General features: G+C 56.9%; 20 protein-coding genes. 7 read left to right on the top strand and 13 right to left on the bottom strand.

Annotated features, from left to right (window positions below):
* Positions 1–163: 163 nt before the first annotated feature.
* Positions 164–871 (top strand): TVP38/TMEM64 family protein, encoded by a 708-nt coding sequence (locus tag H6G07_RS08875; RefSeq protein WP_073610515.1) that lies wholly within the window; start codon positions 164–166, stop codon positions 869–871.
* Between the two features lie 32 nt (positions 872–903).
* On the opposite strand, the gene H6G07_RS08870 is transcribed toward H6G07_RS08875, so the two are convergent.
* The 3 genes from H6G07_RS08870 to H6G07_RS08860 all read right to left on the bottom strand — a co-directional run bounded on the left by H6G07_RS08870 (position 904) and on the right by H6G07_RS08860 (position 4,361).
* Positions 904–1,290, bottom strand: a complete 387-nt coding sequence (locus H6G07_RS08870) for a VOC family protein (RefSeq protein WP_073610516.1) — start codon at positions 1,288–1,290, stop codon at positions 904–906.
* A 126-nt stretch (positions 1,291–1,416) separates the two neighbouring features.
* The gene (locus tag H6G07_RS08865; protein ID WP_073610517.1) at positions 1,417–3,165 is read right to left on the bottom strand and encodes an ABC transporter ATP-binding protein; all 1,749 of its coding nucleotides are present in this window, start codon (positions 3,163–3,165) and stop codon (positions 1,417–1,419) included.
* A gap of 71 nt (positions 3,166–3,236) precedes the next feature.
* Positions 3,237–4,361 carry a YdcF family protein gene (locus H6G07_RS08860; RefSeq protein ID WP_073610518.1) on the bottom strand — a complete coding sequence of 375 codons (1,125 nt, stop codon included), beginning with the start codon at positions 4,359–4,361 and terminating at the stop codon, positions 3,237–3,239.
* 262 nt (positions 4,362–4,623) lie between these two features.
* Between H6G07_RS08860 and H6G07_RS08855 the strand changes: the two genes are divergently transcribed.
* Positions 4,624–6,285: an ABC transporter permease gene (locus H6G07_RS08855; protein ID WP_073610519.1), complete on the top strand. Its 1,662-nt coding sequence runs from the start codon at positions 4,624–4,626 to the stop codon at positions 6,283–6,285.
* Positions 6,286–6,305: 20 nt separating this feature from the next.
* On the opposite strand, the gene H6G07_RS08850 is transcribed toward H6G07_RS08855, so the two are convergent.
* Complete coding sequence (locus H6G07_RS08850; RefSeq protein ID WP_073610520.1) at positions 6,306–6,590, bottom strand: type II toxin-antitoxin system RelE/ParE family toxin; 285 nt, start codon at positions 6,588–6,590, stop codon at positions 6,306–6,308.
* Positions 6,587–6,805, bottom strand: a complete 219-nt coding sequence (locus H6G07_RS08845; RefSeq protein WP_073610521.1) for a hypothetical protein — start codon at positions 6,803–6,805, stop codon at positions 6,587–6,589. Before H6G07_RS08845 ends, H6G07_RS08850 begins: the two co-directional genes overlap by 4 nt.
* 129 nt (positions 6,806–6,934) lie before the next feature.
* Here H6G07_RS08845 and H6G07_RS08840 point away from each other — a divergent pair, with 129 nt between their 5' ends.
* Together H6G07_RS08840 and H6G07_RS08835 are read left to right on the top strand one after the other, a co-directional pair.
* On the top strand, positions 6,935–10,285 hold the full coding sequence (locus H6G07_RS08840) for an NACHT domain-containing protein (protein ID WP_073610522.1): 3,351 nt from the start codon (positions 6,935–6,937) through the stop codon (positions 10,283–10,285).
* A 251-nt stretch (positions 10,286–10,536) separates the two neighbouring features.
* On the top strand, positions 10,537–11,025 hold the full coding sequence (locus H6G07_RS08835; RefSeq protein WP_073610523.1) for a hypothetical protein: 489 nt from the start codon (positions 10,537–10,539) through the stop codon (positions 11,023–11,025).
* A 364-nt stretch (positions 11,026–11,389) separates the two neighbouring features.
* Here H6G07_RS08835 and H6G07_RS08830 read toward each other — a convergent pair whose 3' ends face one another.
* Positions 11,390–12,463 carry a Fe(3+) ABC transporter substrate-binding protein gene (locus H6G07_RS08830; protein WP_073610524.1) on the bottom strand — a complete coding sequence of 358 codons (1,074 nt, stop codon included), beginning with the start codon at positions 12,461–12,463 and terminating at the stop codon, positions 11,390–11,392.
* 306 nt (positions 12,464–12,769) lie between these two features.
* Here H6G07_RS08830 and H6G07_RS08825 point away from each other — a divergent pair, with 306 nt between their 5' ends.
* Positions 12,770–13,552 (top strand): hypothetical protein, encoded by a 783-nt coding sequence (locus H6G07_RS08825; RefSeq protein ID WP_139297153.1) that lies wholly within the window; start codon positions 12,770–12,772, stop codon positions 13,550–13,552.
* Positions 13,553–13,791: 239 nt separating this feature from the next.
* Here the strand turns inward: H6G07_RS08825 and H6G07_RS08820 are convergent, their stop codons facing one another.
* Positions 13,792–14,010: an NblA/ycf18 family protein gene (locus H6G07_RS08820; RefSeq protein ID WP_073610526.1), complete on the bottom strand. Its 219-nt coding sequence runs from the start codon at positions 14,008–14,010 to the stop codon at positions 13,792–13,794.
* Between the two features lie 294 nt (positions 14,011–14,304).
* Between H6G07_RS08820 and H6G07_RS08815 the strand changes: the two genes are divergently transcribed.
* Complete coding sequence (locus tag H6G07_RS08815) at positions 14,305–15,036, top strand: GAF domain-containing protein (RefSeq protein WP_073610527.1); 732 nt, start codon at positions 14,305–14,307, stop codon at positions 15,034–15,036.
* A 51-nt stretch (positions 15,037–15,087) separates the two neighbouring features.
* Here the strand turns inward: H6G07_RS08815 and H6G07_RS08810 are convergent, their stop codons facing one another.
* Positions 15,088–15,753 (bottom strand): Fe2+-dependent dioxygenase, encoded by a 666-nt coding sequence (locus tag H6G07_RS08810; RefSeq protein WP_073610528.1) that lies wholly within the window; start codon positions 15,751–15,753, stop codon positions 15,088–15,090.
* Positions 15,754–15,897: 144 nt separating this feature from the next.
* Here H6G07_RS08810 and H6G07_RS08805 point away from each other — a divergent pair, with 144 nt between their 5' ends.
* Positions 15,898–17,262, top strand: coding sequence for a D-alanyl-D-alanine carboxypeptidase (locus H6G07_RS08805; RefSeq protein ID WP_084173529.1), 1,365 nt, complete (start codon positions 15,898–15,900; stop codon positions 17,260–17,262).
* Here H6G07_RS08805 and H6G07_RS08800 read toward each other — a convergent pair.
* From H6G07_RS08800 to H6G07_RS08780, 5 genes are all read right to left on the bottom strand, one after another.
* Positions 17,232–18,494, bottom strand: coding sequence for a lipid-A-disaccharide synthase-related protein (locus tag H6G07_RS08800; protein WP_073610529.1), 1,263 nt, complete (start codon positions 18,492–18,494; stop codon positions 17,232–17,234). The two genes, H6G07_RS08805 and H6G07_RS08800, sit on opposite strands and share 31 nt — an antisense overlap.
* Positions 18,495–18,623: 129 nt before the next feature.
* Positions 18,624–19,259 carry a DUF2726 domain-containing protein gene (locus tag H6G07_RS08795; protein ID WP_084173531.1) on the bottom strand — a complete coding sequence of 212 codons (636 nt, stop codon included), beginning with the start codon at positions 19,257–19,259 and terminating at the stop codon, positions 18,624–18,626.
* A gap of 276 nt (positions 19,260–19,535) precedes the next feature.
* The gene (locus tag H6G07_RS08790; RefSeq protein ID WP_171973085.1) at positions 19,536–20,219 is read right to left on the bottom strand and encodes a hypothetical protein; all 684 of its coding nucleotides are present in this window, start codon (positions 20,217–20,219) and stop codon (positions 19,536–19,538) included.
* Between the two features lie 583 nt (positions 20,220–20,802).
* Entirely contained in the window at positions 20,803–22,182 is a 1,380-nt protein-coding gene (locus H6G07_RS08785) for an SGNH/GDSL hydrolase family protein (protein WP_139297155.1), read from the bottom strand.
* 503 nt (positions 22,183–22,685) lie between these two features.
* Complete coding sequence (locus tag H6G07_RS08780; protein ID WP_073610533.1) at positions 22,686–23,999, bottom strand: peptidoglycan-binding protein; 1,314 nt, start codon at positions 23,997–23,999, stop codon at positions 22,686–22,688.
* Positions 24,000–24,017: the final 18 nt, after the last annotated feature.

The raw sequence follows: 24,017 nt of genomic DNA, 5'->3' as shown, positions 1-24,017 counted from the left end.
AAAGCCATGGGCTTACATCTTCCGAGGGAGGAGTGTATCAGGCATCCATACTAAGGTTGTCTGCAACGCTTACGTTTCTCAAGGCAGACGGCGAAAGTTGCGATCGCTGATTAAAGTTAACCATTCCCCCAGCCTGTCCCTGTTGGCATGGGATCTGACAGGTATGAAATTGACAATTTTGCGGAGCCGAAGGTTTTGGCTGTTGGTCGGGGTAGGCGTAGTTGTGGCGCTGCTGAGCAGTCAACTGCCGCTGCAAGACTGGTTTGTGAGTACCGAAAGCTGGCTTAACTCGCTGGGGTGGTGGGCGGCTCCAGCCTTTGTGGTGGTGTATTTGCTGGCGACTGTGTTTGGCCTACCGAACATCGTACTTATCCTTGTGGCCGGGGCCGTGTTTGGTTTGGTGCAGGGCATTGTGGTGGCTTCGGTGGCTGACACTCTGGGGGCGATCGCCTGTTTTTGGGTGGGGCGTACTTTAGCGCGCGATCGCATCAAGCGCTGGATGACCAAAAACCCCGGCTTTGCTCGCCTCGATCACGCCGTCGGTCAAAAAGGCTGGAAGATTTTGCTGCTGACGCGGCTCTCCCCCCTGGTGCCATCCAACCTGCTCAACTATGGGTTTAGCTGCACCAAGGTGAACTTTTGGCAGTACTGCTTTTTCTCCTGGGTGGGCATGCTGCCGGTGATCACGCTATACGTCTATTTGGGCTCCTTTGGCGTTGCCCTGTTTCACGAGGGGCTCACCGCCGAAAAACTGGCGCTGCAAGGCGGTGGGGCTATGCTGGCGCTCTCTGCCGGGTGGTACACCACCAACCTGACCCGCAAGGCGCTAAACCCCGATCACCTCGACGAGCCGCCTAAACCAGAGCAGTAATTTGCCTGAAGCTTCACTGCCTACGGAAGGCATCAAGACTGGCGGGCATAGCTGACCGTCAGCATTTCCCACTGATGCCCTTCGGGTTCGTTCCAGTAGATCAGTCTGCCGCCGTAGTCGGTGTTAATTTGCCTGTCGGTAGCCCCGCGAACCGTGCTGCGATAGTCAATGCCAGCGGCTTCAATTCTGGCCAAGATGCGATCGAACTCGGCTTCCTCAACCCGAAAGCAGTAGTGCTCAATTGGGAACGGCTGATCGGTTTGAATGAAATCGAAAGTTAAGCCGTCGTTGATATACACCGCAAAAAATGGCCCTTCGGGTGCCGCCCCGCTGGGAACACCCAGCAACTCGGCGAGGAGCTGCGCTGACGCGTCTCGGTTGTGGGCCGATACGATCGTGTGATCCAGCTGAATGGTCATAGTGAGTCCTCCTGAGGGCGACTACAAGCCGCGCCCTGATGCAGTGAACTTCTCCATTCTCGCAATTTGAAAACTTAGCGTGAGCGGTGGATAGAAACCATGTTGTCAGGAGCCAACCGCCTGGCGCTACTGCAATACGGACTCCAGCTGGTGCTGCTCCCACAGGTTGCGGTAAAGGCCCGGCTGCTGCACCAGGTCGCGGTGGCGACCCTGCTGCACGATGCGCCCTTTATCCATTACAAAGATGCGATCGGCGGTGGCGGCAGCAGACATCTGGTGTGAGATAAACAGCACCGTCTTTTGCTGAGTGCCCTCCGAGAGGGCGTTGAGAATAGCGGTGGCGGTGCGGTTGTCGACGCTGGAGAGGGCGTCGTCGAGCACCAGAATAGGGGCGTCGACCACCAGGGCGCGGGCCAGGGCGGTACGCTGCCGCTGCCCCCCAGAGAGGGTAATGCCGCGCTCACCGACGATGGTGTCGTAGTGGTGGGGAAAGTTCTGAATCTCTTCATCCATCTGGGCCTGCTTGGCGGCGTACTGCACCTCGGGGAACTCCATCATGGGTTCGCCGTAGCGGATGTTGTTGTTGATGCTGGTGCTAAACAAAAAGCTGTCTTGGGGCACGTAGGCGATCGCCCGTCTCAAATCGGCAAGCGGCAGCTCGGTCACGTCGTAGCCATCTAGATAGAGCTGGCCGGGGCCGATGTCGAGCAGGCGGGGCAAGGCGTTGGCCAGGGTCGATTTGCCCGAGCCAATCGGGCCGACGATCGCAATTTGCTCCCCCGGTGCAATCTTAAAATTGACCTCATCCAGCGCCGGAACTTTGCTGTCGGGGTAGGCGTAGTTGAGGTGACGGGCCTCTAGACTGCCCTTGACCTGCTCTAGGGGTAGGGGGATGGCAGTGGTGGCCGTCTGCACCTCAGGTTCGGCATCGAGGATTTCTTCGATGCGGTTGATGCTGACTTCGCCGCGCTGGTAGGCGGTGATGGTGAACCCCAGCAGGGCGGTGGGAAACACCAGCCGCTCGACGTACAGCAGCAGGGCCACAAAATCGCCCACAGTGATCACCCCCTCGGCGATCGCCCCCGCCCCCGTGGCCAAAATCACCAGCAGGCTCACACTGGCCAGCCCCCCCAGCAGCGGAAACAGCATGTTGCGGGTGCGGGCCAGCTTCAGGTTGGCGTCGAGCAGGCTGGTGTTGCGGTGGTTAAAAGCGCGGCGCTCATTTTCTTCTTGGGCGTAGATTTTGATCAGCGCAATGCCGCTCATGTCTTCTTGAATCAGGTCGCTGAGGTCGGAGATGCGCTCCTGCACATGGAGCTGCTCGTTGCGCAGGCGATCGCTAAAGGTCTGCACCAGCACCAGCATCAGCGGGTAGACAATCAGCGAAATCAGCGTCAGCCGCACGCTGATCGACAGCATCACCGGCACCGTCAGGGCGTAGGCAAACAGGGTGTTGGCCAGACTCAAAATTGCAAAGCCCAGCAGGCGGCGAATATTGTCCACATCGCTGGTGGCGCGGCTGATCAGCTCCCCGGCGGTGTTGCGGCCAAAGTAGGCGGGCTCCATGCCCAGCAGGTGCTGAAAGATGCGCTGCTTGAGGTCAAACTCCACCTGGCGACCCACCCCAAACAGGGTAATGCGCGACACCATGCGAATCACCCACATTACCGAGGCCAGCACCAGCACCAGCAGCGCGTAGTACATGATCCGGTCAAAGCTGAAGGTGACCTGAAGCTCGTCGATGCCATTGCGAATCAGCAGCGGTATCCACACGCCGACCAAGTTCACAATAAAGAGTGCAACAACCCCCAGGGCCGTCTGCCGCCAGTGGGGTCTGAGGTAGGTACCCAGTTTTTGTAGCTGCGATCGCGCCATAACATCCGCCCTAATTGCCCCCCTATCCTAGACGAATTTGGAGGGACGCATTGGAGGCACAGCACGGGCCATTAGATTGTCTCAACTACCTCGTCCCACTGCATGCTAAAGGGGGGCAGCCAGCCTCGCAGGTAGTAGTAGATGGCGCTCAGCAGCTCGCCCCAGTAGCGCGTGGTTAGCGCCAGGGCGTTGACGTTGGGGGCCAGGTCGGCCAGGCTGGCCAGGGTATCGCGGTTTTCTAGGTTAGGGGTGCTATAGAGCTCGGTGGGGGCCGCCACCACCTGAATGCCCTCGTTCTCAAAGGCCAGGGCGGCGCGGCGCATGGTCAAAGCGGGGGCCACCAGCACCACCCGGTTGGCGTCGCGGTTGGTGCGGGTCGTGTCAAAGCGGCTCGCGCGCACAGGCGCAGTAAACAATCCTTGCTCGGTCAAAAAATCTCTCTGGTCAACCACTGCGGCGTGGACATCGGTGCCCGTGGCCTCAACCCGAATGCTCTCTGAGGGCACCCCCCGACCCACCAACTGCTGACGAATCGCCTGCCTGAGGGGTTCTTGCTCTTCGCCCGTGCCAAACCGAGGCCCGGCGGTAACGGTGACGTAGGGGCGGGCCGCACCAATGCGGTTGTAAACATTGGCGGCACTGTTGAGCTGGGCCACCAGCGCCGGGTCGAGGGGGTTGTCGGCGTCGATGCGGCTGTTGAGGGCGTTGGTCAGGCGGTAGGCGTCAGCGTTTTCGCCAATCACCACAATTGATACGGCTCGATCGACCGGCACTTGATCGATCGCGGGGCAGATGTCGCTACACAGTCGCTGCTGACTGGCGTAGGCCCGCTGCACCGACTGCTCAGAATGGTTGACCAATGCCCGCGCAATCAGCGGCATGCTGGCAAAAAACAAGATCAGCAGCGCCGCAGTTACCATGCGCCCATTCACCTTTTTCATGCCGTCGCTTAACGATAGCGCCAGCAGCGTAATCGCCCCGCCCAGGGGCGTCAGCGGAAACACCAAAAACTGCCAAAACACCCCAATGGTGCTGTCGTCGGGGAATAAAAACGCCCCCGCAATCAGCGCCAAGATCATCGCGCCGCCGAACCAGGTTAAAAAGTTGGCGGGAATGAATTTTTTGAGCACCCACCACAAAAAGTAGCCGATGCCAAGCCACAGCAGCAGACGGGTTAAAAGATTGAGAATATCCATAGTCAGATCGGCAACGGGCAGTTGGGCTCTGGAGGGCGAGGGGCGAAATTCGCACCCTGGCCTGGGGTGGCTTGGCGGGGGCTAACCTGGCCCCGCAGGAACTCTCTGCAAAGCATACTTCAGTAACGAAAACTCGGGCTATGTGCGGCCCCAATCAGCCCAAAGTCCTTCTTTTGCTATAGAAGGCTTTTGAATCCTGACGCGGTGGGTGGGCAGGGTTTCGTTCTGTGCTAAAAGGAATGGGTAGCAATAATTGCTGGTTATGAAATCCCTCGGTGCCCCCTGGAAAGCCTCACTACCACGGCCCGACGGCTGGACGCTGAGCGTGGGGCTAATCGCCCTGGTGATGCTGCTGCCGGTGGCAATCATTCTCGCCAGCCTGTTTACTAACTCCAGCGATGCCTGGGGGCATCTGGCGGCGACGGTGCTGCCCGAATATATTCGCAACTCGCTGATGCTGATGGTGGGGGTGGGGCTGGGGGTGCTGGCGATCGGGGTGAGCACCGCCTGGCTGGTGAGCACCTGCCAGTTTTGGGGCCGGCGCTGGTTTGAGTGGCTGCTGCTGCTGCCGTTGGCGGCTCCCACCTACATCCTCGCCTACGTCTATACCGACACGCTGGAGTACTTTGGCCCGGTGCAGACGGCCCTGCGCGGCCTGTTTGGCTGGCAGCAGGCCACCGACTACTGGTTTCCCAACATTCGCTCGATTGAGGGGGCGATTTTGCTGTTTAGCCTGACGCTGTACCCTTACGTGTATCTGCTGGCGCGGGTGGCGTTTCTGGAGCAGTCAACCGCGACGCTGGAGGCCAGCCGCTGTCTGGGCTGCGGCCCTTGGAGCAGCTTTCGGTCGGTGGCGCTGCCCCTGGCTCGACCGGCGATCGCCGCTGGCACCGCCCTGGCCCTCATGGAAACCCTGAACGACTTTGGCACGGTGGCCTACTTCAGCGTCTCGACCTTTACCACGGGCATCTATCGCACCTGGTTTGGTATGGGCGATCGCCCGGCGGCGGTGCAGCTGTCGGCGGTGCTGCTGCTGTTTATCTTTGCGCTGGTGGTGCTGGAACAGCGATCGCGTCGTCGGGCTCGCTACTACCAGGGCATGGCCCGCACGATTTCGCAGTCGCGCTATGGGCTGGGCGGGCTGAGGGCGGTGGGGGCCTGGCTGGCCTGCGCTGCCCCGGTGCTGCTGGGGCTGATCATCCCCACCGGACTGCTGCTGGGGATGACAATTCGCAATGCCGAAGACACTCTCAACGGCGACTTTGTGGTGCTGGGATTTAACAGCCTGGTGCTGGCGGTGCTGGCGGCGGTGCTGGCGGTGCTGCTGGCGCTGGTGATGGCCTATGGTCTGCGGCTCAACGGCACGTCGTTTCTCAAGCTGTCGGTGCAGGGGGCCAATCTGGGCTACGCGGTGCCGGGGGCGGTGATTGCGGTGGGCACGCTGATTCCGTTGGCGCAGTTTGACAATGCGATCGATGCCTGGATGCGGCAGACGTTTGGCTTTTCGACTGGGCTGCTGCTGAGCGGCACGATTATTGCGCTGCTGTTTGCCTACCTGGTGCGGTTTTTGGCGGTGAGCTTTGGGGCGATCGAGGCGGGGTTGGGCAAAATTAAGCCCTCGCTGGATGATGCGGCCCGCAGTCTGGGGCAAACCCCTAACCAAACGCTGATGAAAATTCATCGCCCGCTGCTGGGTAGTAGCTTGCTCACGGCCACCATGCTGGTGTTTGTGGATGTGATGAAGGAGCTGCCCGCGACGCTGATTATTCGCCCGTTTAATTTTGACACGCTGGCGGTGCGGGTTTATCAATATGCCGCCGATGAGCGGCTGATTGAGGCTTCGGCCCCGGCGCTGGCGATCATTTTGGTGGGGCTGCTGCCGGTGCTGTGGCTGAGCAAGCAGATCGCCAACGAAGGGAAGTGAGCAGGTAGGAACCCTACTATTCAGTACACTTCGTCGTGTGAGCCGAGATTGAGCAAAAGAATGGCTTGCTCATGCATTTCTGGATCGTCTACAAATTCAAATAGGATGCGGAGTTTGTAATCGATCGAGCATGACCACACATCTTCTAAGCTTCCAGAGAGCTTATGGGTTCGCAACGATGGCTCAAAGGGGTCTCGAACTAACAGCTCTAGGGTTTGTCGGATGGTCTGTTTGAGTTGTGGGTTTCGCTTGACCAGGCGTTTGAAGGCCCGCTGCGATCTTGGTGTCCAGGCAAGGCGTCTCAATCGTCTAGACCTGCCATGAAATCGTCAACTGAACCGAACTGAACGTTGCCTTGAGCAAACTCGTGACGAACTTCGGTAACGCTTTGGCTGAGTTCTTTGCGGCGCTGGTCTGCGATGCGTTTTTGCAACAGGGTGAGCACAGCCTCTTGATCTTGAAGGGAAAGAGACTCGACCGCATCAATGGCTTTTTGAAAGGCTGAGGTCGGTTCAGGCATGGGTTTTGGTGCACAGGCTAGATGGGTTGATCGTAGCACTGGCAGGAGTTGTGGTGCGGTAGCCAGCACGGGTGGCCCGCAAACGGGATGGGCGGGCTATAACTGAGGCGGTAGAGAAGGTTTTGCATAATGTCAACGTCTTTGCTTGTTCTCAAAGTTGTTGGGCCACCTCTGGCACAAGGGTTATTGGCGGCTTTCGATGTTAAATCGAAGGTGGCTAATGCAGTTATACCCAAGACCATGGGTACAGTGTCTCGTGATTTGCTAAAGCTTGAAGCGGATGGGTTTAGCAAATCACCGGAGGTGACGAAAATTGCTCAGCAAATGGCGAACGATATTCGTCCGCTGTTTAAGGGACGCGACAGGCAGGTGACAATAAACAGCCGTGATGCAATTTTGTTGGGGCTAGCTCAAACATTAATTTCAGCTGGATTGACTCAGGCAGGCCTAGCAGACATGAATTTTGATGCAGCAACGCTAGAGCAGCACCTGATAGAGGTAAATCCAGGGGTAGACCGCGATTTTTCAGCGGCTGAGCAGGCGATATATAAGCAGACCATAGCCATGGTGAGTCGGCGATTGATTGAGGCTGCACCTGCGGTAGAGGGGTATGAGCAAGCAAAAACTGCCGAAATGTTGCAGCGGTTAGAAGCCCTCGCTAGAGAGTTGGGGCTAGAGCGCGCTCTAGCGATTCAAGCAGAGGATGCCTTTGTAGAACGATATCGCAAGGTGGTGGGAGACGAACTAGATCGTTTGGAGGTGTTTGGCCTGCCCCGCATGGATCGTTTAACGAGCCAGCAAAGCCTGAGTATGGCTTACGTTACGCTATCGGCGAGTGGAATCGTGGATAACGACGATGAAGAAAGTGCGACCAAGGTCTTAAAAGCGGGTCATCACGATATAGATGGCGAATTGCCAGACAGGGAGCAAAGGAGAGTATTAAGCCAGGTCGATGAGGCTATATGTGACTGTCGGCGACTAATGATCCGTGGGGGTGCGGGGGCAGGTAAAAGTACTTTGATGCAATGGCTGGCAGTGCGGGCAGCGAGCCAGAGTTTTAAAGGAAAACTCATAAACTGGAATGTTAAAATTCCGTTTTTTGTTCGCTTGCGTAGTCTGATTGGGGACGAGTTTCCACCCCCTGAAAAGTTCCCGGCGTTAATTGCTAAAAATATTGCAGCGCAGATGCCAAAGGGGTGGGTACACAAGTATTTAGATCGAGGACAGGCGCTGGTGCTCATTGATGGGGTAGATGAGTTGCCTAGGCAAGCCCGAGAAGACTTTTTTGAAGCCTTAAAAGATTTGGTACGAGATTTTCCTTACGCGACCTATGTTGTCACTTCTCGACCGTCTGGGCTAAAGACTGCGGAGGGCGATGTTTGGCAAGCCTGGGAAGACTGGCTCGGTACTCACGACTTTAAAAATCTCATGCTAGAGCCAATGACGCCAACTAAGGTAGAGGCGTTTGTAACCCAATGGCATAAAGCGCTAGGCGACTCACCACTGGATTTAGAGCAAAATCTTGAGCAAACAGCACAGAAGCTTATTCGTCAGCTGCGACAGCGACCTGAACTCCAGCGATTGGCCTCGACACCATTGCTCTGTGCAATGATTTGCGCTCTACATCGGGAGAGGCTAGAAACCTTGCCAAGCGCGAGGTTACAACTCTACCAAGAATGTATTGATATGCTACTGAATCGGCGAGATGTTGGACGAGAAATCTCGTTAGATGAAACATATCAAGTCGGGCTAAATGAAACACAAAAGCTAGAACTGCTACGCAGCCTAGCTTTAAAGTTTATGCGCTTAAATCTTTCAAGCTTAGAGGTTGACCGGGTAGACAACCATTTTCAGCTAGAACTAAAAAACACAAGCCTACCTGAAACTGTAACTGGCAGGCAAATTCGAGAATTATTTGTTGATCGAGCAGCGCTCCTACGTGAACCTGTAGTGGGTCAAATAGACTTTGCCCACCGCACGTTTCAAGAGTATTTGGCTGCAGAGGCAATTTTGCGCGATGACTGCTTGGAAGAACTGCTGCAAAAGACTTCAGATGATCAGTGGCGCGAAGCTATCATTGCAGCAGCAGGCTTGGCTAGACCTAGAGAATGCGAAAGGCTTTTAGAATTTTTGATTGCCCACGGGAATAACAACCCTGAAGATTGCCAATTTTTACACTTGTTGGCAGTTGCTTGTTTAGAAACAGCGGTAACAGTTCCTCCCAAGACTCGTGCTTCAGTTTTGGCTTCTGCAAAATTGCTGATGCCACCTAAGGATGACGATGAAGTGGCTATGGTAGTGAGAGCAGGCAATGAAGTAGTGCCTCTCTTAATCTATAACGCTGCATATTCGGTTGAGGAAGCAAGTAATTGTATTGAAGCTCTGATCAGAATAGGGACTCGCAGCGCGATGGAGACCTTGGCAGAGTATGCAAAAGCAACATTTGAGTCAGATCAATTCAGAGTAGGTCAAGCGCTCGGTCAAGGATGGAATGTTTTTGATCGTGACATCTATCTATCCCAAGTTTTATCTCATGCTAATTACTTATTTTTGAGCCAAACGCAGGTGAGCAGTCTCTCACCATTGAGTGTCCTCACGCAGCTCAGTTACTTGTTTTTATTCCGAATTCAGATGAAAGATCTCTCGCCATTAAGTGCCCTTACACAACTCAGTTCCTTATTTTTATTCCAAATGCAGGTGAGCGACCTCTCGCCCTTGAGTGTCCTCACGCAGCTCAGTAACTTGTTCCTATCCCAAGGGCAGGTGAGCGACCTTTCGCCCTTGAGTACCCTCATGCAGCTCAGTAACTTGACTTTGGATCAAACGCAGGTGAGCGACCTCTCGCCCTTAAGTACCCTCACGCAGCTGGGTCACTTGTCTTTGGATCAAACGCAGGTGAGCGACCTTTCGCCCTTGAGTACCCTCATGCAGCTGGGTCACTTGTCTTTGAATCAAACGCAGGTGAGCGACCTCTCGCCTTTGAGTACCCTCATGCAGCTCAGTAACTTGACTTTGGATCAAACGCAGGTGAGCGACCTCTCGCCCTTGAGTTCCCTCGTACAGCTCAAAACCTTATCTTTATCCCAAACGCAGGTGAGTGACCTCTCGCCCTTAAGTACCCTCGCACAACTTAGCGAATTGTATTTGGACCAAACTCAAGTGATCGATCTCTCACCCTTGAGTACCCTCGCACAGCTTAGTAACTTGTCTTTGGATCAAACGCAGGTGAGCGACCTCTCACCCTTGAGTACCCTCGCACAGCTTAGTTTCTTGTCTTTGGATCAAACTCAAGTGATCGATCTCTCGCCCTTGAGTACCCTCGCACAGCTTAGTGAATTGCACTTATCCCAAACGCAGGTGAGCGACCTCTCCCCCTTAAAGCATCTGGAGCACCTTAGGATTTTTACCGACGACAAGAAAAAAGCAAAGCAATGGATGGCAGAAGGAAGGAATGTTCTATTGAGAGAATGGGGTGCTTGAAGAGATGTGGAAACTTTATAGCCGTAGCGACCTACACTGGCGACTACCTCTGGCTCTGCGAAACCCACTATCAAGCCGCCCAACCCAAAATTCCCGATCGCATTGAATAGCTCTCTTCCTAGGCACAGGCCCAAAGCTCTCCTCTTACAGATGGAGTTGCCCTGGCGATCGCCCCTCAGCCCCTGGGCACCTTATTGCAATGGCAGATGGCCGTCATTTGCCACCTTAACCATCGCAACGGTGCTCTACCTATGCCATACCAAAACATCAGTGCCGACCTGTCTACCGCAGACCTCAACGAAATCAAAGCTGCCCTGGCTACCATTCAGCAAAAGATGCCGTTCTTGGTCAACCTCACCGCCGAAGAGCGTCGCCGCCTCTACAAAATGGGCGATAAAAGCCTGGCCTTTGTCAGCAATAGCCTCACCGCCGCCCAGGCCAACCCCGATATTTTGCCCGCCAGCTTCGACACCGCCGAGCTAGCCCGCGACTACCAACTTGCCACCGTGCTGAGCGAACTGCGCCTCAACCTGCGCCAGATGACCGAAAAGGTTGACGACACCCTACTAGCCGTCGGCAGCGAAGCCATGACCAGCAGCCTCAGCGTCTATGACTATGTCAAAGCCGCCGCCAAGCGTCAGCCCGGTCTCAAAGCCGTCGCCGCCCAGCTCGGCGAGCGCTTTAAGTCTATGCGTCAAAAAGCCGAGAAAGTAGACGTGATGGCCGAGGCTCGGCCCTAGCCGCTTGAGGTTCTGATCCTCAAGGGCGAAGCGCTGAGACTCAGCGTCGAGGCTAAAACACTCAGGCTTGAGTCTATCTATGTTGACCCGCGAGAGTGTGAGTCTCGCCGTCGAGACTTTTTGTCTCAACTGTGAGAATCGTGGCCTCGCTTCCGAGGTTTAAATCTTGGGGATTGAGGTGCGATCGCCTTACCGTCGAGTCTTAGGATCTCGGCCTTGAGTCTCCCACCCTCATAGTTGAGTCTCAGAGCTTGGCCGTCAAGATCCATTAAAGGGGTCGGGTGCCTGCCACTTTAGAAGCAAAGCCTCTACAACACAGCTAGGCACCCGACCCCTAAAGCAAGAGACCCCTAAAGCGAGAACCCTACTTCCAACCGGCGCGATCGGTGATGCGCAGGGCTTCGGGGTTGTTGCTGCCAAACACCGAGGCATTCAGCGGGTCTTCTTTAAATTCGCCAAAGCCTGCCACCACAGAGTCAACATCAACGCCTGCCACTACGGGGTACTCGTTGTTGCTATTGGCAAAGATGCGCTGGGCCTCGGGGCTCGCCAGATACTCCAGGAACTTCACCGCCGCCTCAGCATTGGGCGCAGTCTTGACCAACCCGGCACCGCTGATGTTGACGTGGGTGCCGCGTCCGTTAGCGCCATCGCCCTGGTTGGGGAAAAACACGCCCATCTTTTCAGCGATCGCCTGTTCCTCGGCCTTGTCAGACTTGGCCAGGCGAGCAAAGTAGTAGGTGTTAGAGATGGCAACATCGCCCAGCCCAGCCGCTGCGGCCTTGATCTGGTCGCTGTCGCCCCCTTCAGGATCGCGGGCAAAGTTGGCCACCAGGCCCCGCGCCCACTCTTCGGTGTCTTCGGCTCCGTGGGCGGCAATCATCGACCCAACCAGGGACTGGTTATAAATATTGGTCGAGCTGCGAACCAGAATCCGCCCGCGCCACTTGGGATCGGCCAGATCTTCGTAGGTCGATAGCTCAGCGGGGTCAACGGTGTCTTTGTTGTACACCAGCACCCGCGCCCGCTTGGTCAGGCCAAACCACAGCCCGTCGGGGTGGCGCAGATTTTCGGGAATCGCCTCGTTTAGTATCGATGAGGTGACCGGCTGGAACATGTCTTCTTGCTCAGCGCGCCAGAGGCGACCAGCATCTACGGTCATAAGCAGGTCGGCGGGGCTGTTTTCGCCCTCGCTCTTGATGCGCTCGATCAACTGGTCGGCCTCGGCCTCAACCACGTTGACGCGAATGCCCGTCGCTTCTCGGAAGCCAGTGTAGATCTGGTCGTCGGTGTCGTAGTGGCGAGCAGAATAGAGATTAATTACCGGGCCACGGCGAAAGCCAAACTGGGCGCTGGCAGGGCGCTGGCGCAGGTAGCCTGCGGTTACAGCGGCGGCGGCAGCACCGGCTCCTAAAAATGCACGTCTTCCTAATCTCATAGGGTTGTTTACCTCCAAAAATTAAATCTCAACTAAATCCCTAGGCAACTCCAACCGGATGGCCCCAGAGCATTGAGATGTCAAGTTGAATTGTATCGCTTAATGCGACCGCTTCTTGATAATGCCGCATTTTAGCTTAGCCCTGTGGCGGATGGTCGCAATACCCTTGCGCTTCGCCGATGTCTCTGCTACTGAGTCAGTGCCCTACAGGCAAGGGCTTGAGACTAGAGAAGAATAGCTTTAGAATGGCCAATGAAGAATAAGTCTTGTTAGCTTAACCGCATCTGCGATCGCAACCTTTCGACAATGACTCCCAGACTAACTACCCCGCCCTTCTCCCTACGCCGCCCCGTATCCAAGCCCCAGGGGCGCTTCCCGTGGAGCTTGCCCTGCAAATCGCGGTCGTGGCTGGGAATAGGGTGTGCGATCGCCTCCCTCGCCGCCCATGGTGTCTTGCTAGCCCTAGTCATCCCCGACTCAAATCCGGCTCCCCCCCTGGCAGAAGACCTAGTAAAAACGCCTCCACCGCTAGACGATGTCACCCTAACCGTGCTGCCGTCCACCGTAGAAGCGCCTCCAGTTGTGACCCCAGCGGAGCCTATGCCAGATACAACTGCTGCACCTCCTCCGGCTGCGCCCCAGGCTCCAACACCGCCACCAATTTCTGCCGCTCAGCCCCAGCCATCGCCTCAGCCCGTAGCGCAGACCCCAGAACCCGCTGTAACTCCTCCCCCCGAACCCGTCGTAGACCCGCCTGCCCCGCCTGCGCTTTATGCCAACTTTCCCCATTTAGATGGGGCTCAGGCCGCCTGCGAAGGGCTGGCCGACTGCTGGCGCAGCCCGGTGAGCAGCAGCTGGCGCAGTGCCGCAGGCGATCTAGAAGCGCAGCTCGAATCCCAGGGCTACACCGTGAGCAACGTCACCGGCGAAGTCTTGTCGATAGACTCTGGGGTGCGGGTATATGCCGTCAGCAAGCCCGGCGAAGCCGAGTATTACTTAAACCTGGTTTCGGTGCGGGAGGGCGTGCTCTACACCATGACCGCCGAACCCATGACCTCTGATCAAGTGCTGGCTTTGCAGCGATCGTAGGTAGTTCTCAAGTTATTTAGATAGTCAAAGTTTAGGTGGGCAGTTCGACAATTATCTTTTCCAACTGCCGCTGCGGAATTATTTATCCCAGCGTGAAATAGCGCTATGGACTGTGGATGCCCGACAAGACTCTAGCCCGGCTTTTTCCAAACATTCAAGAAGGAAGAAGCCGGGCTAATTGTCGGTGTGAGCGCTAGGCATGAACTGTCTTGAGATCATTGGCATTTCCAACGGGGAAATTATCCTTCTGCTAGGATTTCGCGCAGGGAGTCAGGTCCTTTACCAATATCCCAAGTGTTCTTTAGAATCTCGCGAAACGTGGTGGTCTGGTACAGCATTGCTTCTTTGAGCTGCACGAGCAGAGTTTGAGCATCTTCTGGGGAAAGCGATTGCACTTGCTCTTCAAACACCCGAAGCTCGAACTGTTGCTCAAGGGGTAACTCTTGGCGAATATCCATGATGACGTCTCTCTAATATGACTTCATGTTTATGAATGTAACACTTTGTTAATGGTTGTGTGTATATCTCTGCCTTGCGTGGTAGTCACCTTGACTGCCCCTTCCTATTTAAGGCATTCGACTCGGATAAGCGTCACCCCGTGACCGACTCTTTAGGCACGTAGATCCGTAGCGCCAAGTTTTTCTAAAAAACACACGTTAAGCACTGTCAAGTCTTCGCCCGTAAGTGACATGCTCTTGAACCAGCTTTTTAGAATGATTTATGCAATCGACTAGGGCCATCGCAGCAATCTGATGCAAGCCAACACACCTACCCAAGAAGCTGATCGGCTTGAGGCGCTCAGGCAATATAAGGTTTTAGACACGCCCGCTGAGCTTTCCTACGACGACATCACCTCGCTTGCCGCCTTCATTTGCGATGTGCCGATCGCGCTGATTAGCCTGGTTGACGCAGAGCGGCAGTGGTTCAAATCTAAGGTCGGTCTTACGGCGCAAGAGACCAGCCGAGGAGTTTCCTTCTGCGCCCACGCCATCTTGAGCCCAGCCATCATGATTGTGAATGATGCTGCCGACGACGAACGGTTTGCCAACAATCCGCTAGTGACCGGCGAGCTGGGTATTCGATTTTATGCTGGAGTTCCTCTGATTTCTCCTGGTGATCAGCCACTAGGAACGCTGTGTGTGATTGACAGAAAACCTAGGACTTTAGACGCCTGTCAAATCAAAACTTTAGAAGCTCTGGCGCGCCAGGTGGTGATGCAGTTAGAGCTACAGCGCGTGTCTTCGCAACTAGCTGAGGCACTGGAAAAAATGGAGCTGATAGCTGGATTAATTCCCATTTGCTCCTATTGCAAAGGCATTCGGAACGATCAGGGCTATTGGTCAACTGTGGAGTCATTTATTCAGCAATATTCAGATGTCGGCTTCACCCACGGGGTGTGTGACAACTGCATGAAACGACATTTTCCCGAGGTAGCAGAAGTTTTGCTCCCAGGCCTGGAGACCAAATCCACTTTGGAAGAATAGGCCTACAGCAGTGTATGTGCTGGGGTCAATGTAGTAGTAGGATCTGTGCCCTTACTCAGCCCACTGGCGCAGCAGGTTGGCGGTGGTTTTGGTCAGCAGATCAAACTCTGGGGTTTTGCCGGTTTGGGCAAACAGGGTACGCTTCACGGTTTCAAGGTCGAAGAGAATTTCGCGGCGAGCAGCATCGCGCACCAGGCTTTGTACCCAGCCCACCGCCACCATGCGATCGCCCCTCACCACCGGCTCCACCCAATGCAGCGTAGTGGATGGGTAAACAATGGCGCTTCCCGCCGCCAGCTTGTAGGGCTGCTCGCTGTCGGCCCCCTCAATTACCAGCTCGCCGCCGTCGTAGTCGTCCGGTTCGCTTAAAAACACCGTCAACGATACATCTGAGCGATAGAAGTTAGCGCCCCCCATCAGGGCATTGTCGGTGTGCCGTCCATAGCTCATCCCCACTCCGTAGCGGCTAAACAGCAGGGAATGGATGATGCGGGGGCAGGCGATCGCTTGAAATAGCGCATTTCGCACCAGAGCATTCTGTACCACCGCCTTCAACGGCTCAACCGCCGCCTGCTTAGCCGCCTGCTCGTTCTGTTTAACTAGCTTGGCGTGCCATCCCGCCGTCGTCTCCCCCGGCACAAACGCGGCCTGGGCCAAGCCCGCTTTAATCTGGGCGACTTCATCTGGGGTCAGCAGGTCAGCAATGCAGACAATCATCGGCGTCGGTCAAAAAGAGAATACAGCTACAGCCTAAAAGATCCCGAACTACTTCTCCCTTCCCCCCTCACCCCCATCTCCCCACCCACTGCCAACCATCTGGTGTATCTTAGTCGGGTATCGCCCGAGATTGGGCTACACCGCGTGGAGGATTCGCAATCGGTGGCTTCCCTATCGCTAACGGCCCTGCCCCTGGGCCTGTTCTCAATCCTTTTAGGCCTGGGAGAACCCAAGCCCCTGCAACTATCTGGGCTCAACCCCGCCGCGCTGCAAATTGAGTGGCAGTCGCCGTGGATTGCGGAGCTGGCCCGCGACCCGGTAATCGAGGCGATCGTGGCCGACTATGTGGCGGGCTTGCAGCGGCAGGGCTGGTCAGTGCCCGACCAGGGTGTTTGGATTCAGGTGGGTCAGAGCGCGATCGCTGAGCACCGGGGCGATGTGTTGATGCCTGCCGCCTCGTTGACTAAGCTGGCGACCACCCTGGCTGCCCTTAAAACCTGGCCCCTCGACCACCGCTTCGAGACTCGGGTGGGCATGCGCGGCACCCTTCAGCCCGATGGCGTGCTCGACGGCGACCTGGTGATTCAGGGCAGTGGCGATCCGCTGTTTGTGTGGGAAGAGGGCATTGTGCTGGCCAACCGCCTGCAAGAGTTGGGCATTCAGCGGGTGACCGGGGAGATTTTGGTGAGCGGCTCCTTCACCATGAATTTTGAGGAAGAGCAGGCGGATTCTCTGGCGGATTTGCAGCAGGCGATGTCGGCCTCAACCTGGCCCTGGGAGGCGCGCCAGGCCTACGCCAACCTGCCGCCGGACACAACCCAGCCCAGCCTAGACATTGTCGGTACGGCCCGCTGGGTGCCAGCGACAGAGCTAGAGACCAGCGATGTGGAGTGGGTGGTGCAGCATCAGTCGCTGCCGCTGGTGGCGCTGCTCAAGGCGATGAATATTTACAGCAACAACGTCATGGCGGAAATGGTGGCTAGCTTAGCGGGCGGGCCGGAGCCAGTGATGACCAAAGCGACAGCGGCAGCAGAATTACCGCCGGGTGAACTCAGCCTGGTCAACGGGTCAGGCTTGGGGGTCGATAACCAGATGTCGGCGCGGGCGGCGGTGGCCATGACGGTGGCGATTCAGCGGGAGCTGAGCGGCCAGGGTTTTTCGGTGGCCGACGTACTGCCCGTCTCAGGAGAAGATGTGGGCACCCTCATCGATCGCCGCATTCCCCCCACAGCAGCGGTGAAGACGGGCAGCCTGGCTGAGGTTAGCGCTCTGGCGGGGATGGTGCCCACCGCCGAAAAAGGGCCGGTGTGGTTTGCGATTATCAATAAGGGCTGGGATATCCCTGATCTGAGGGTGCAGCAAGACCAGCTATTGCAGGCGATTCAGGCGCACTGGGGGGTGGCAGAAGCGCCCGCCGAGATGCGAACGAAGGTAGTGATGCAGACAGGGCCGTTTCGCTACGGCGACCCCAGCCGCAATCAGGTGGCCCAAGACGTAGCGTCGGAGTAGGGCGGCTCGGCATAGTGCTGGTGCAGGGCTAGGGCGATCGCCCTAGCTGCCCCCGGCTGCCCCATGCGGCGGCGACCATTCTCGGCAATGCGCTGGAGACGGGGGCCGTCGGCCAGGCAGGCTTGCAGCGCCGCCCCCGTCTCACTGGGCTGGCCAAGCAAAAGTATGGACTGCCCCAGCAGCCTCGACTGCGACTCGGCAAAGGCGTAGGTGAACTGCGGCCCAGTGCCAGGAAAAGTGACGACGGGTTTGCCCAGGCCGACGGCCTGCTCGGTGGCGGTGCCAGCGGTCGCGATCGCCGCATCGGCCAGGTGCAGGCACTCCGCAAAGGCGTTGGTGGTCAGCACCAGCACACCATTGTTTCGCTGAAACGTGAGAGCTTCCCCAGCCACAGGCTGCCAGCCCGCATCGAGTAAGACATCTTTAAACGCGGCCAGGTTGAGGGCGGGGGCGAGGGCGGCGAGCAGACGGATCTGGCGATCGCCGAAGGTGTCCATGACCGCTGCGATCGCACTCACCATCCGCTGCCAGTTGTCAAAGGCCTCGGGGGCGCGGGAGCCAGGCAGCAGTGCCAGGGTGAGCACCGCTGGTGCCGGGGCAAAGCTGGCGGTGAGCCGGGCCAGCTTGTCGGCGCTGGTATCGAGATCATCCATCATCGGGTTGCCGGGGTAGAGGGCGGGCACCCCCCGCTTTTGCAGCAGATCAGCGGTGAGCTGGTCGCGCACAAAGGCACCCTGGCAGCGGGGATGCGCCATCAGCCAGCGCTCCCAGGGCACGTAAACTGAGCCTGACCAGCCTTCTAACGGGGGGCGACCCGGCAATCGCTGGGTGTCGTCACGCAGGTAATATTCCGACTTGGCGGTGCCCACAAAGCAATAGTCGCCGCCGCTCTGCCAGGCGATCGCCAGAGGCACGATATCCCCCACCGCCAAAATTTTGCCGCCGCTTTTGGCCCACTGGCGGGCGGTTTTGAGCTGAGCCAGGGTCAACCCCACCAGCCCTCCCTGCAAATCGCGCCACAGTTGGTAGCGATCCATATAGATAAAGCCGCCGGAGGGCATGGCTTGGGTCGGCCCCTGGATGGCAATACCCGCTTTTTCATAGGCGCGACCCTCCCCCACAATCGGTAGCGCAGCCAGGGTCGGCGCACCGGGCATGCGGCGTAGCTGTTTGAGAATGCGAACCGCTATGCCGTCTTCACCGTGGCCATTGCTAATGCAGAGTAGCTTCATCGTTGCGGATTCAATACTATCGGTGAGGATTCAACCCCAATGTTGAAATCTCAACACCATTGCCAACCCTAACAGAAAATGCATAAAGCACACCTGGAGGAATCGGGCCGCAGCGGAGGGCGCTGTCGCCTAGGGTTTGGTGGGAGGCACTTTGGCTTTGGGCTTTGGCTTTGGTTTGGCGCTAGGCTCGACTAGTTTGGCCTTTGGCTTGGTCTCAGTCTGAGGCAGTCCTAGCGTTTGGCTAATGTGGTCCTGAACGGCGTCGCGATCGTAGGTGGTCTGCACCGGAAAGCGAATTAGGGGTAGCCCAGCGCTCTTGACGGCCTGGTTGAGAAAGTCGTCGCGTTTGACGCGATCGACCCGCTGGTGGCTGCTGTCGTCGAGCTCGACGGCGGCTAAAACCTTGAGACTATCGCGATCGCACAGCACAAAGTCAAAATGCTTGGCCGAGATTTTGTTAAACGCCCGCTGCCAGTCGCTCCGGTTTTCGGTCTGGGGTTTGAGCACATCGGCCACGCGCACTTTGCCCAAGACTTGATACCGATCGGTCGTCGCCTCCTGTAATGCTCGATAGAAGCTGAGTTCAGCTTTGGTAAATAGAGATTTTTGACGACTGTAGGTATAGGTCTGGGCTGTATTGGTCTCTTGGTCAGAGGCCGCCCGAGCCGGGATAGATGGTTTGGCTGCGCCTTGGCTACTGGCGAGCACCGTTAACCCGGCCACAACCACTGCACCCACAACCAGCAAGACAATAAGTAACGACACTTGGGCAACCCCTCCATATAACTAGCATGACTAGAATGCCCAAGCTCAATGCATATGGCAGCCCTCGTCGCAATCTGGGCGTTACTTAATGCAAGTATGATTTCCCCCCCCCAGCCCCCCAATGCTGGGGGGAGCCAGAGCCTCAAAGTCCCCCAGCATTGGGGGATTTAGGGGGCCATGCAGCAGCTAAAGGTTTTGCCGGTTCATTCCTCAATTCAGCAACGCCTCGCAATCTGCGCAAGAGATTTGCGTCAGTCGAGCGAGTCAGCGACGTCTCTAGCAGCCCCGAGGCGGTATTCGGCTACCTGCATTAATGCGGTTGAGGCCATTGAGGTTTAGTAGGGCGCTGCCATAGCGCACCACATCGGGGCTAACCTGGCGGCCTCGGCGCACTTGCAAATTGCCGCTGGGGCCAAAACTTTGAAACGTTTCTCCATCGCTGGAGACTCTAGCCCCCTGCAAATTTTGAACCGCAAAGCCCGATACCGTATTGCCACTTACCTGGCCCTGCACGCAAATGGCTTCCCCATCGACATAGCCAAAGACCCCTGTAATCGCGCTGCCCCGCTTGCTAAAGGTAAAGGTGACGCCGCCGTTTGCCAGTAGCGCCGCATCGGAGACAATGCTGCTGCTAGGGGTGCCGTTCCAGTAGCGGTAGTTGCCGTCTGGCAAATCTTGCACTCGGCTGAGGGCAGGCTGTGTTGCTGGGTTAGGAGGTTCTGATATAACTTGGGCTTGGGTAATCAGCATCACTGTTTCTGTGTCAGCGCACTCAGGGTTGCCCTGGCACGAAGCCGCCTGAATGTCGCCCATTTCATAGGTGAATCGTACCTGCTGACCGACGAGATCTTGCTCACAAATCTCAAAGTCGGCAAATTCTGTAAAAATTTCCCCCTGGTTATCTGCCACTTCGACATAACAGGCGCGATCGCCCACATTTAAGCTTTGAACAGTACCCATGGCGGGCTGTTGAGCTTCGCTGGGCTGTGTTAGTAGTAGGGGCAAGCCCAGAGCTGATAGGGCGATTGAGAGCAAAAAGTTTGTTTTTTTATGCAACATGGTTTGGTAGATGTAATAGTTCTTGAAAGTAGGCACCCCTCGTTAGACGTCGCTCTGATTCGCTAAAACCATTGCTATGCCGTTCTCAATAGAGATGATCAAACAGGACGATGCGCTATCAAAAAAACTGAAGGTTTTAGATGGTGTGCAGACAAGATAGCTTGATTACAAGGTGGCTTGCCCTAAACAAGGCTGTAACTTTGCCCAACAGCAGCGTACCATTCTGCCATCGGGCGATCGCCTAAAAAGCGCCCTGTAACAAACAAGCAACAGTCGTCGGCATAAATGTTAAGGGTATAGGTCGCCGCTGAGGGCGATCGCTCGATGTACTCAGGTCGTCTGAGTTATTCCACTACATAGGAAGAAGCCATTGACTTTTTATAACCTTTTTGAAAAAGAAGATTGGGGCCGGTTCTACCATTCCCGCATGGGTAATTCATGGTTGGTTTAGGCAACCGATGGGGCTGATTTTCTACTTTGCATTTCAAAGCCCATAGGGCTCGGGTTGAAGGGCTACTTGGTTGGCGATCGCCCCATAGAGTCGATCTGATATAAGCGTATAGGCTTCATCGGTCAGACTTGCCGGGCTTTGAAATGCCTGTCCCGCAAAGTCTTCATAGAGCGGATAAAAATTCAATACCTGAGCATTGGCCGACTGTGTTTTGGCCTGGTTGGCAACGGCGGCTAAGCCAGCAAACCCAGTGCGCATTTGTTCTAGGTAGGCATCGTCTAGCTCGGCTAAAATTGCCGATTCTTCAGAAGTCAGAGACTCTGGCTTACGGCTGGAGATTTCTGGCTCAATGGCGATAATGAGGCGCTTTTGATTGGCGGCGGCCCAGCTCACCATCTGCCGCATGTGACGACCGTAGCGATCGATGCGCTGTTCGAGTTCGGCCTGATCAGCGGGCAGGCGATCGCTGAGGGTAGCATCCAGAGTGGGTGAGTAGAGATTGAGCGGTTCTGCCAGGCGCGGCTCTGCCTGCTGCTGTTGCAGCCCGTAGCGTTTAATGCCCTGCACTACGTAGAGCTGGTCAAACCAGGCCCGCGTCTGCTCGCTGAGCTGAGCGCCTAACGACTGGCTTTCTCCAGTCAAATATTGCTCTAGCCCTGGCACATCGCTGCCCCGGTCAGCGCTAGGCAACATCAGGTCGGCGTAGCCCCCGATCACCACCACAAAGTCTGGGTTGTAGGCTGCAACCCGCTGGGTCAGCATGGCCAGCGCATTGCCCGATGCGTAGCCGGGTACGGCTGCATTTACCACTCGATATTGCCCATCGCGAATGCGCGGCGGCAGCGCCAGGGCCCTTTGCACCTGGTCGGCCCGAAAGGGCAGCGAGCTAGGCTGAAACTGCTCGGGGTTAGCCCGCTGCTGGGCAACTTGATCGTTGAGCCGGGTCTCTAGCTTGCTGGCAAAGGTGGTTTGGTTATTGGAGCTGAGCTGGCCAAAGGCTGTCGAACCGCCGAGGACAAAAATTCTGATCTCGCCCGCTGCCTTGGTGCTGGGCACGGCTTCGTCGTCTCGAAAGCCGCTGTCGTTGATCTGCCAAAAATTGCTCTGCTGATTGCCCGCCAGCCGATAGCCCAGCAGGGGATCGCGCAGCGCGCTCAACTTGCCGTTGTTGGGCAGTCCGGCGTAGGGCTGCCCATCCCGACTGACAAACCGTAGGTGGTAGGCATCGATGACATCAGAGGCCGGATTGGCGGTGAAGCGATCGCTGGTGCCCGTGGCGTGGGCCACCAGTCGCGTCAGCAGCTCAATGCCAACAGGAACGCCAATTAGCAGCAGAAGAAACAGCGCCAACCGCAAACGGCGACGCGACTTCTTCTTCTTGTATTGGTAGCTGCTGTACATAAATTCCGCCACTCTCAAGTCCTACAGAACAAATAGGCAAATTAGCAGATCGATTGTAGGCGATCGCCGCCCTTTTGCCCGAATGGCCGTCAAATTGTAGTCAAAACCCAACGCAGTCCATTGGCAGAGGCTGCACCATGGGTTGAACCCCCTAGCTTAGAAGCCGAAAGGTCAACTTATGTTCCGCAACGCGCCGAATTGTTCAGAATCCACACAAGCCAGGCGCTGCTGGCCTACTGGAGAAGGCGATTGAAAGGCGATCTGCTGTAGCGTTTAGTTACCTGTTGCTTCTCCCCTGAGACTCTACCCGTTGTTGTCAGTGGCTAGCGATTCGTATTCTCAGCACAGTGGCCATCACTACAAACATTTTAGGGTTGGAAAAACAATTTTTAGGGGTCACAATCGCGTGACTAAAAGGCAAAACGATTCATTTCGTTTCCCCCAGCTTTGGGGTGCTGGGGGACGAAGATCGGGTGATCTGGAAAGCGTCTAGGCGAACATAGCGGTTTTGATTGTTAGACGCCTAGGCTGGCGCGGGTGCGGGAACCGACAACGCCATCGGCGGCTAGTCCTCGGCTGGCCTGATACTGGCGCACGGCGCGATCGGTGCCGGGGCCAAACACGCCGTCGGCCACTACCGAAAATCCGGCGCGGGCGATCGCCTGCTGCACGGCCCGCACATCGTCGCCTCGGGTATAGGGGTTGGCCAACCGCAGCACTCGGATAAAGGAGGGCGAGGTCGGGGTAGGCGGGGTGGTGGTCTGCTGTTGTAGCCTTGTCCAGGTTTCAGGGCCGACAACGCCATCGGCGGTTAGTCCGCGGCTGGCCTGAAATTGGCGTACGGCGCGATCGGTGCCGGGGCCAAAGATGCCGTCGGCGGTGACGGCGATGCCCTGACGGCTGAGGGCCTGTTGCAGCATCAGCACGTCGCTACCTGAGGTGAGCGGGTTGGCGAGCCGCAGCAGCCGGTTTTGGGCCGGGGGTGGGGCGGGGGGTGACTGTTGCAGCCTTGCCCAGGTCTGGGGGCCAACGACGCCATCGGCGGGGAGACCCTGCGATCGCTGAAACTGCTCGACGGCGATCGCCGTCGCCGGGCCAAAGTAGCCATCGGCCACCACATTCGCCCCCCAGCGCACCAGCGCCTGCTGCACCTGCTGCACATCCTGCCCGTTGGTGTAGGGGTTGGTAAGCGACAGCAGCCGTGGCCCTGGGGCAGCGGGTGCACCGCCGCCACCGCCCGACACCGTAGGCCGGTTGGCCAGATAGGTCTGGGCCTCTTGGCTCAGATAGCGGTTGCCGCTGGGGGTGCGGCCACCGGCCAAATACCGCTGCCCGGCGGTGCTGAGGGCTACCCCTGGCGTGCCCGCCAAAAACACATTGGCCTCCGACAGGCGGCGGCGCAGCAGCCCTTCTTCCACATTGGTGCCGGGGTTGCGGTAGAGAATGAGAGCCGCCTCTAGGTTGCGCCACTCCTGGTTGCGCAGCACCCGCGAAATGGTTTCAAAACCGTTGGCCCCGAAAAAGTAGGCGCCCAGGTTATAAGCAAAGCTGAGAATTGCCCCCTGCTGGTTGTCATTCATCGTTGACCAAGCGGGAATGCGCTGCTGGGGCGGCAGGTAGGTGTTGGCGACCTGCATCATCAGCAACTCGTCGGCCTCTTCTCGGGTGATGCGATCGCCCAGCTTAAAGGGCTGACCATTCTTATTACGGGTCGAACCCCAGCCAATGGTGATGGGCAAATTCCCGGTCTTGGGGTCTGGATAAGCTTGTAGACTCAAGCCCTCAAAGGTTTTGATCAGGTCTAGACCTGGCGTGGGCACCCCGGCCATAGCAATTACCTCGCGGAA

Origin of the sequence: Phormidium tenue FACHB-1052 (assembly GCF_014696675.1) — a bacterium.
In the GTDB taxonomy this organism is placed as follows: Bacteria; Cyanobacteriota; Cyanobacteriia; order Phormidesmidales; family Phormidesmidaceae; genus Nodosilinea; species Nodosilinea tenuis_A.
This window is presented reverse-complemented; position numbering and strand designations above follow the sequence as displayed.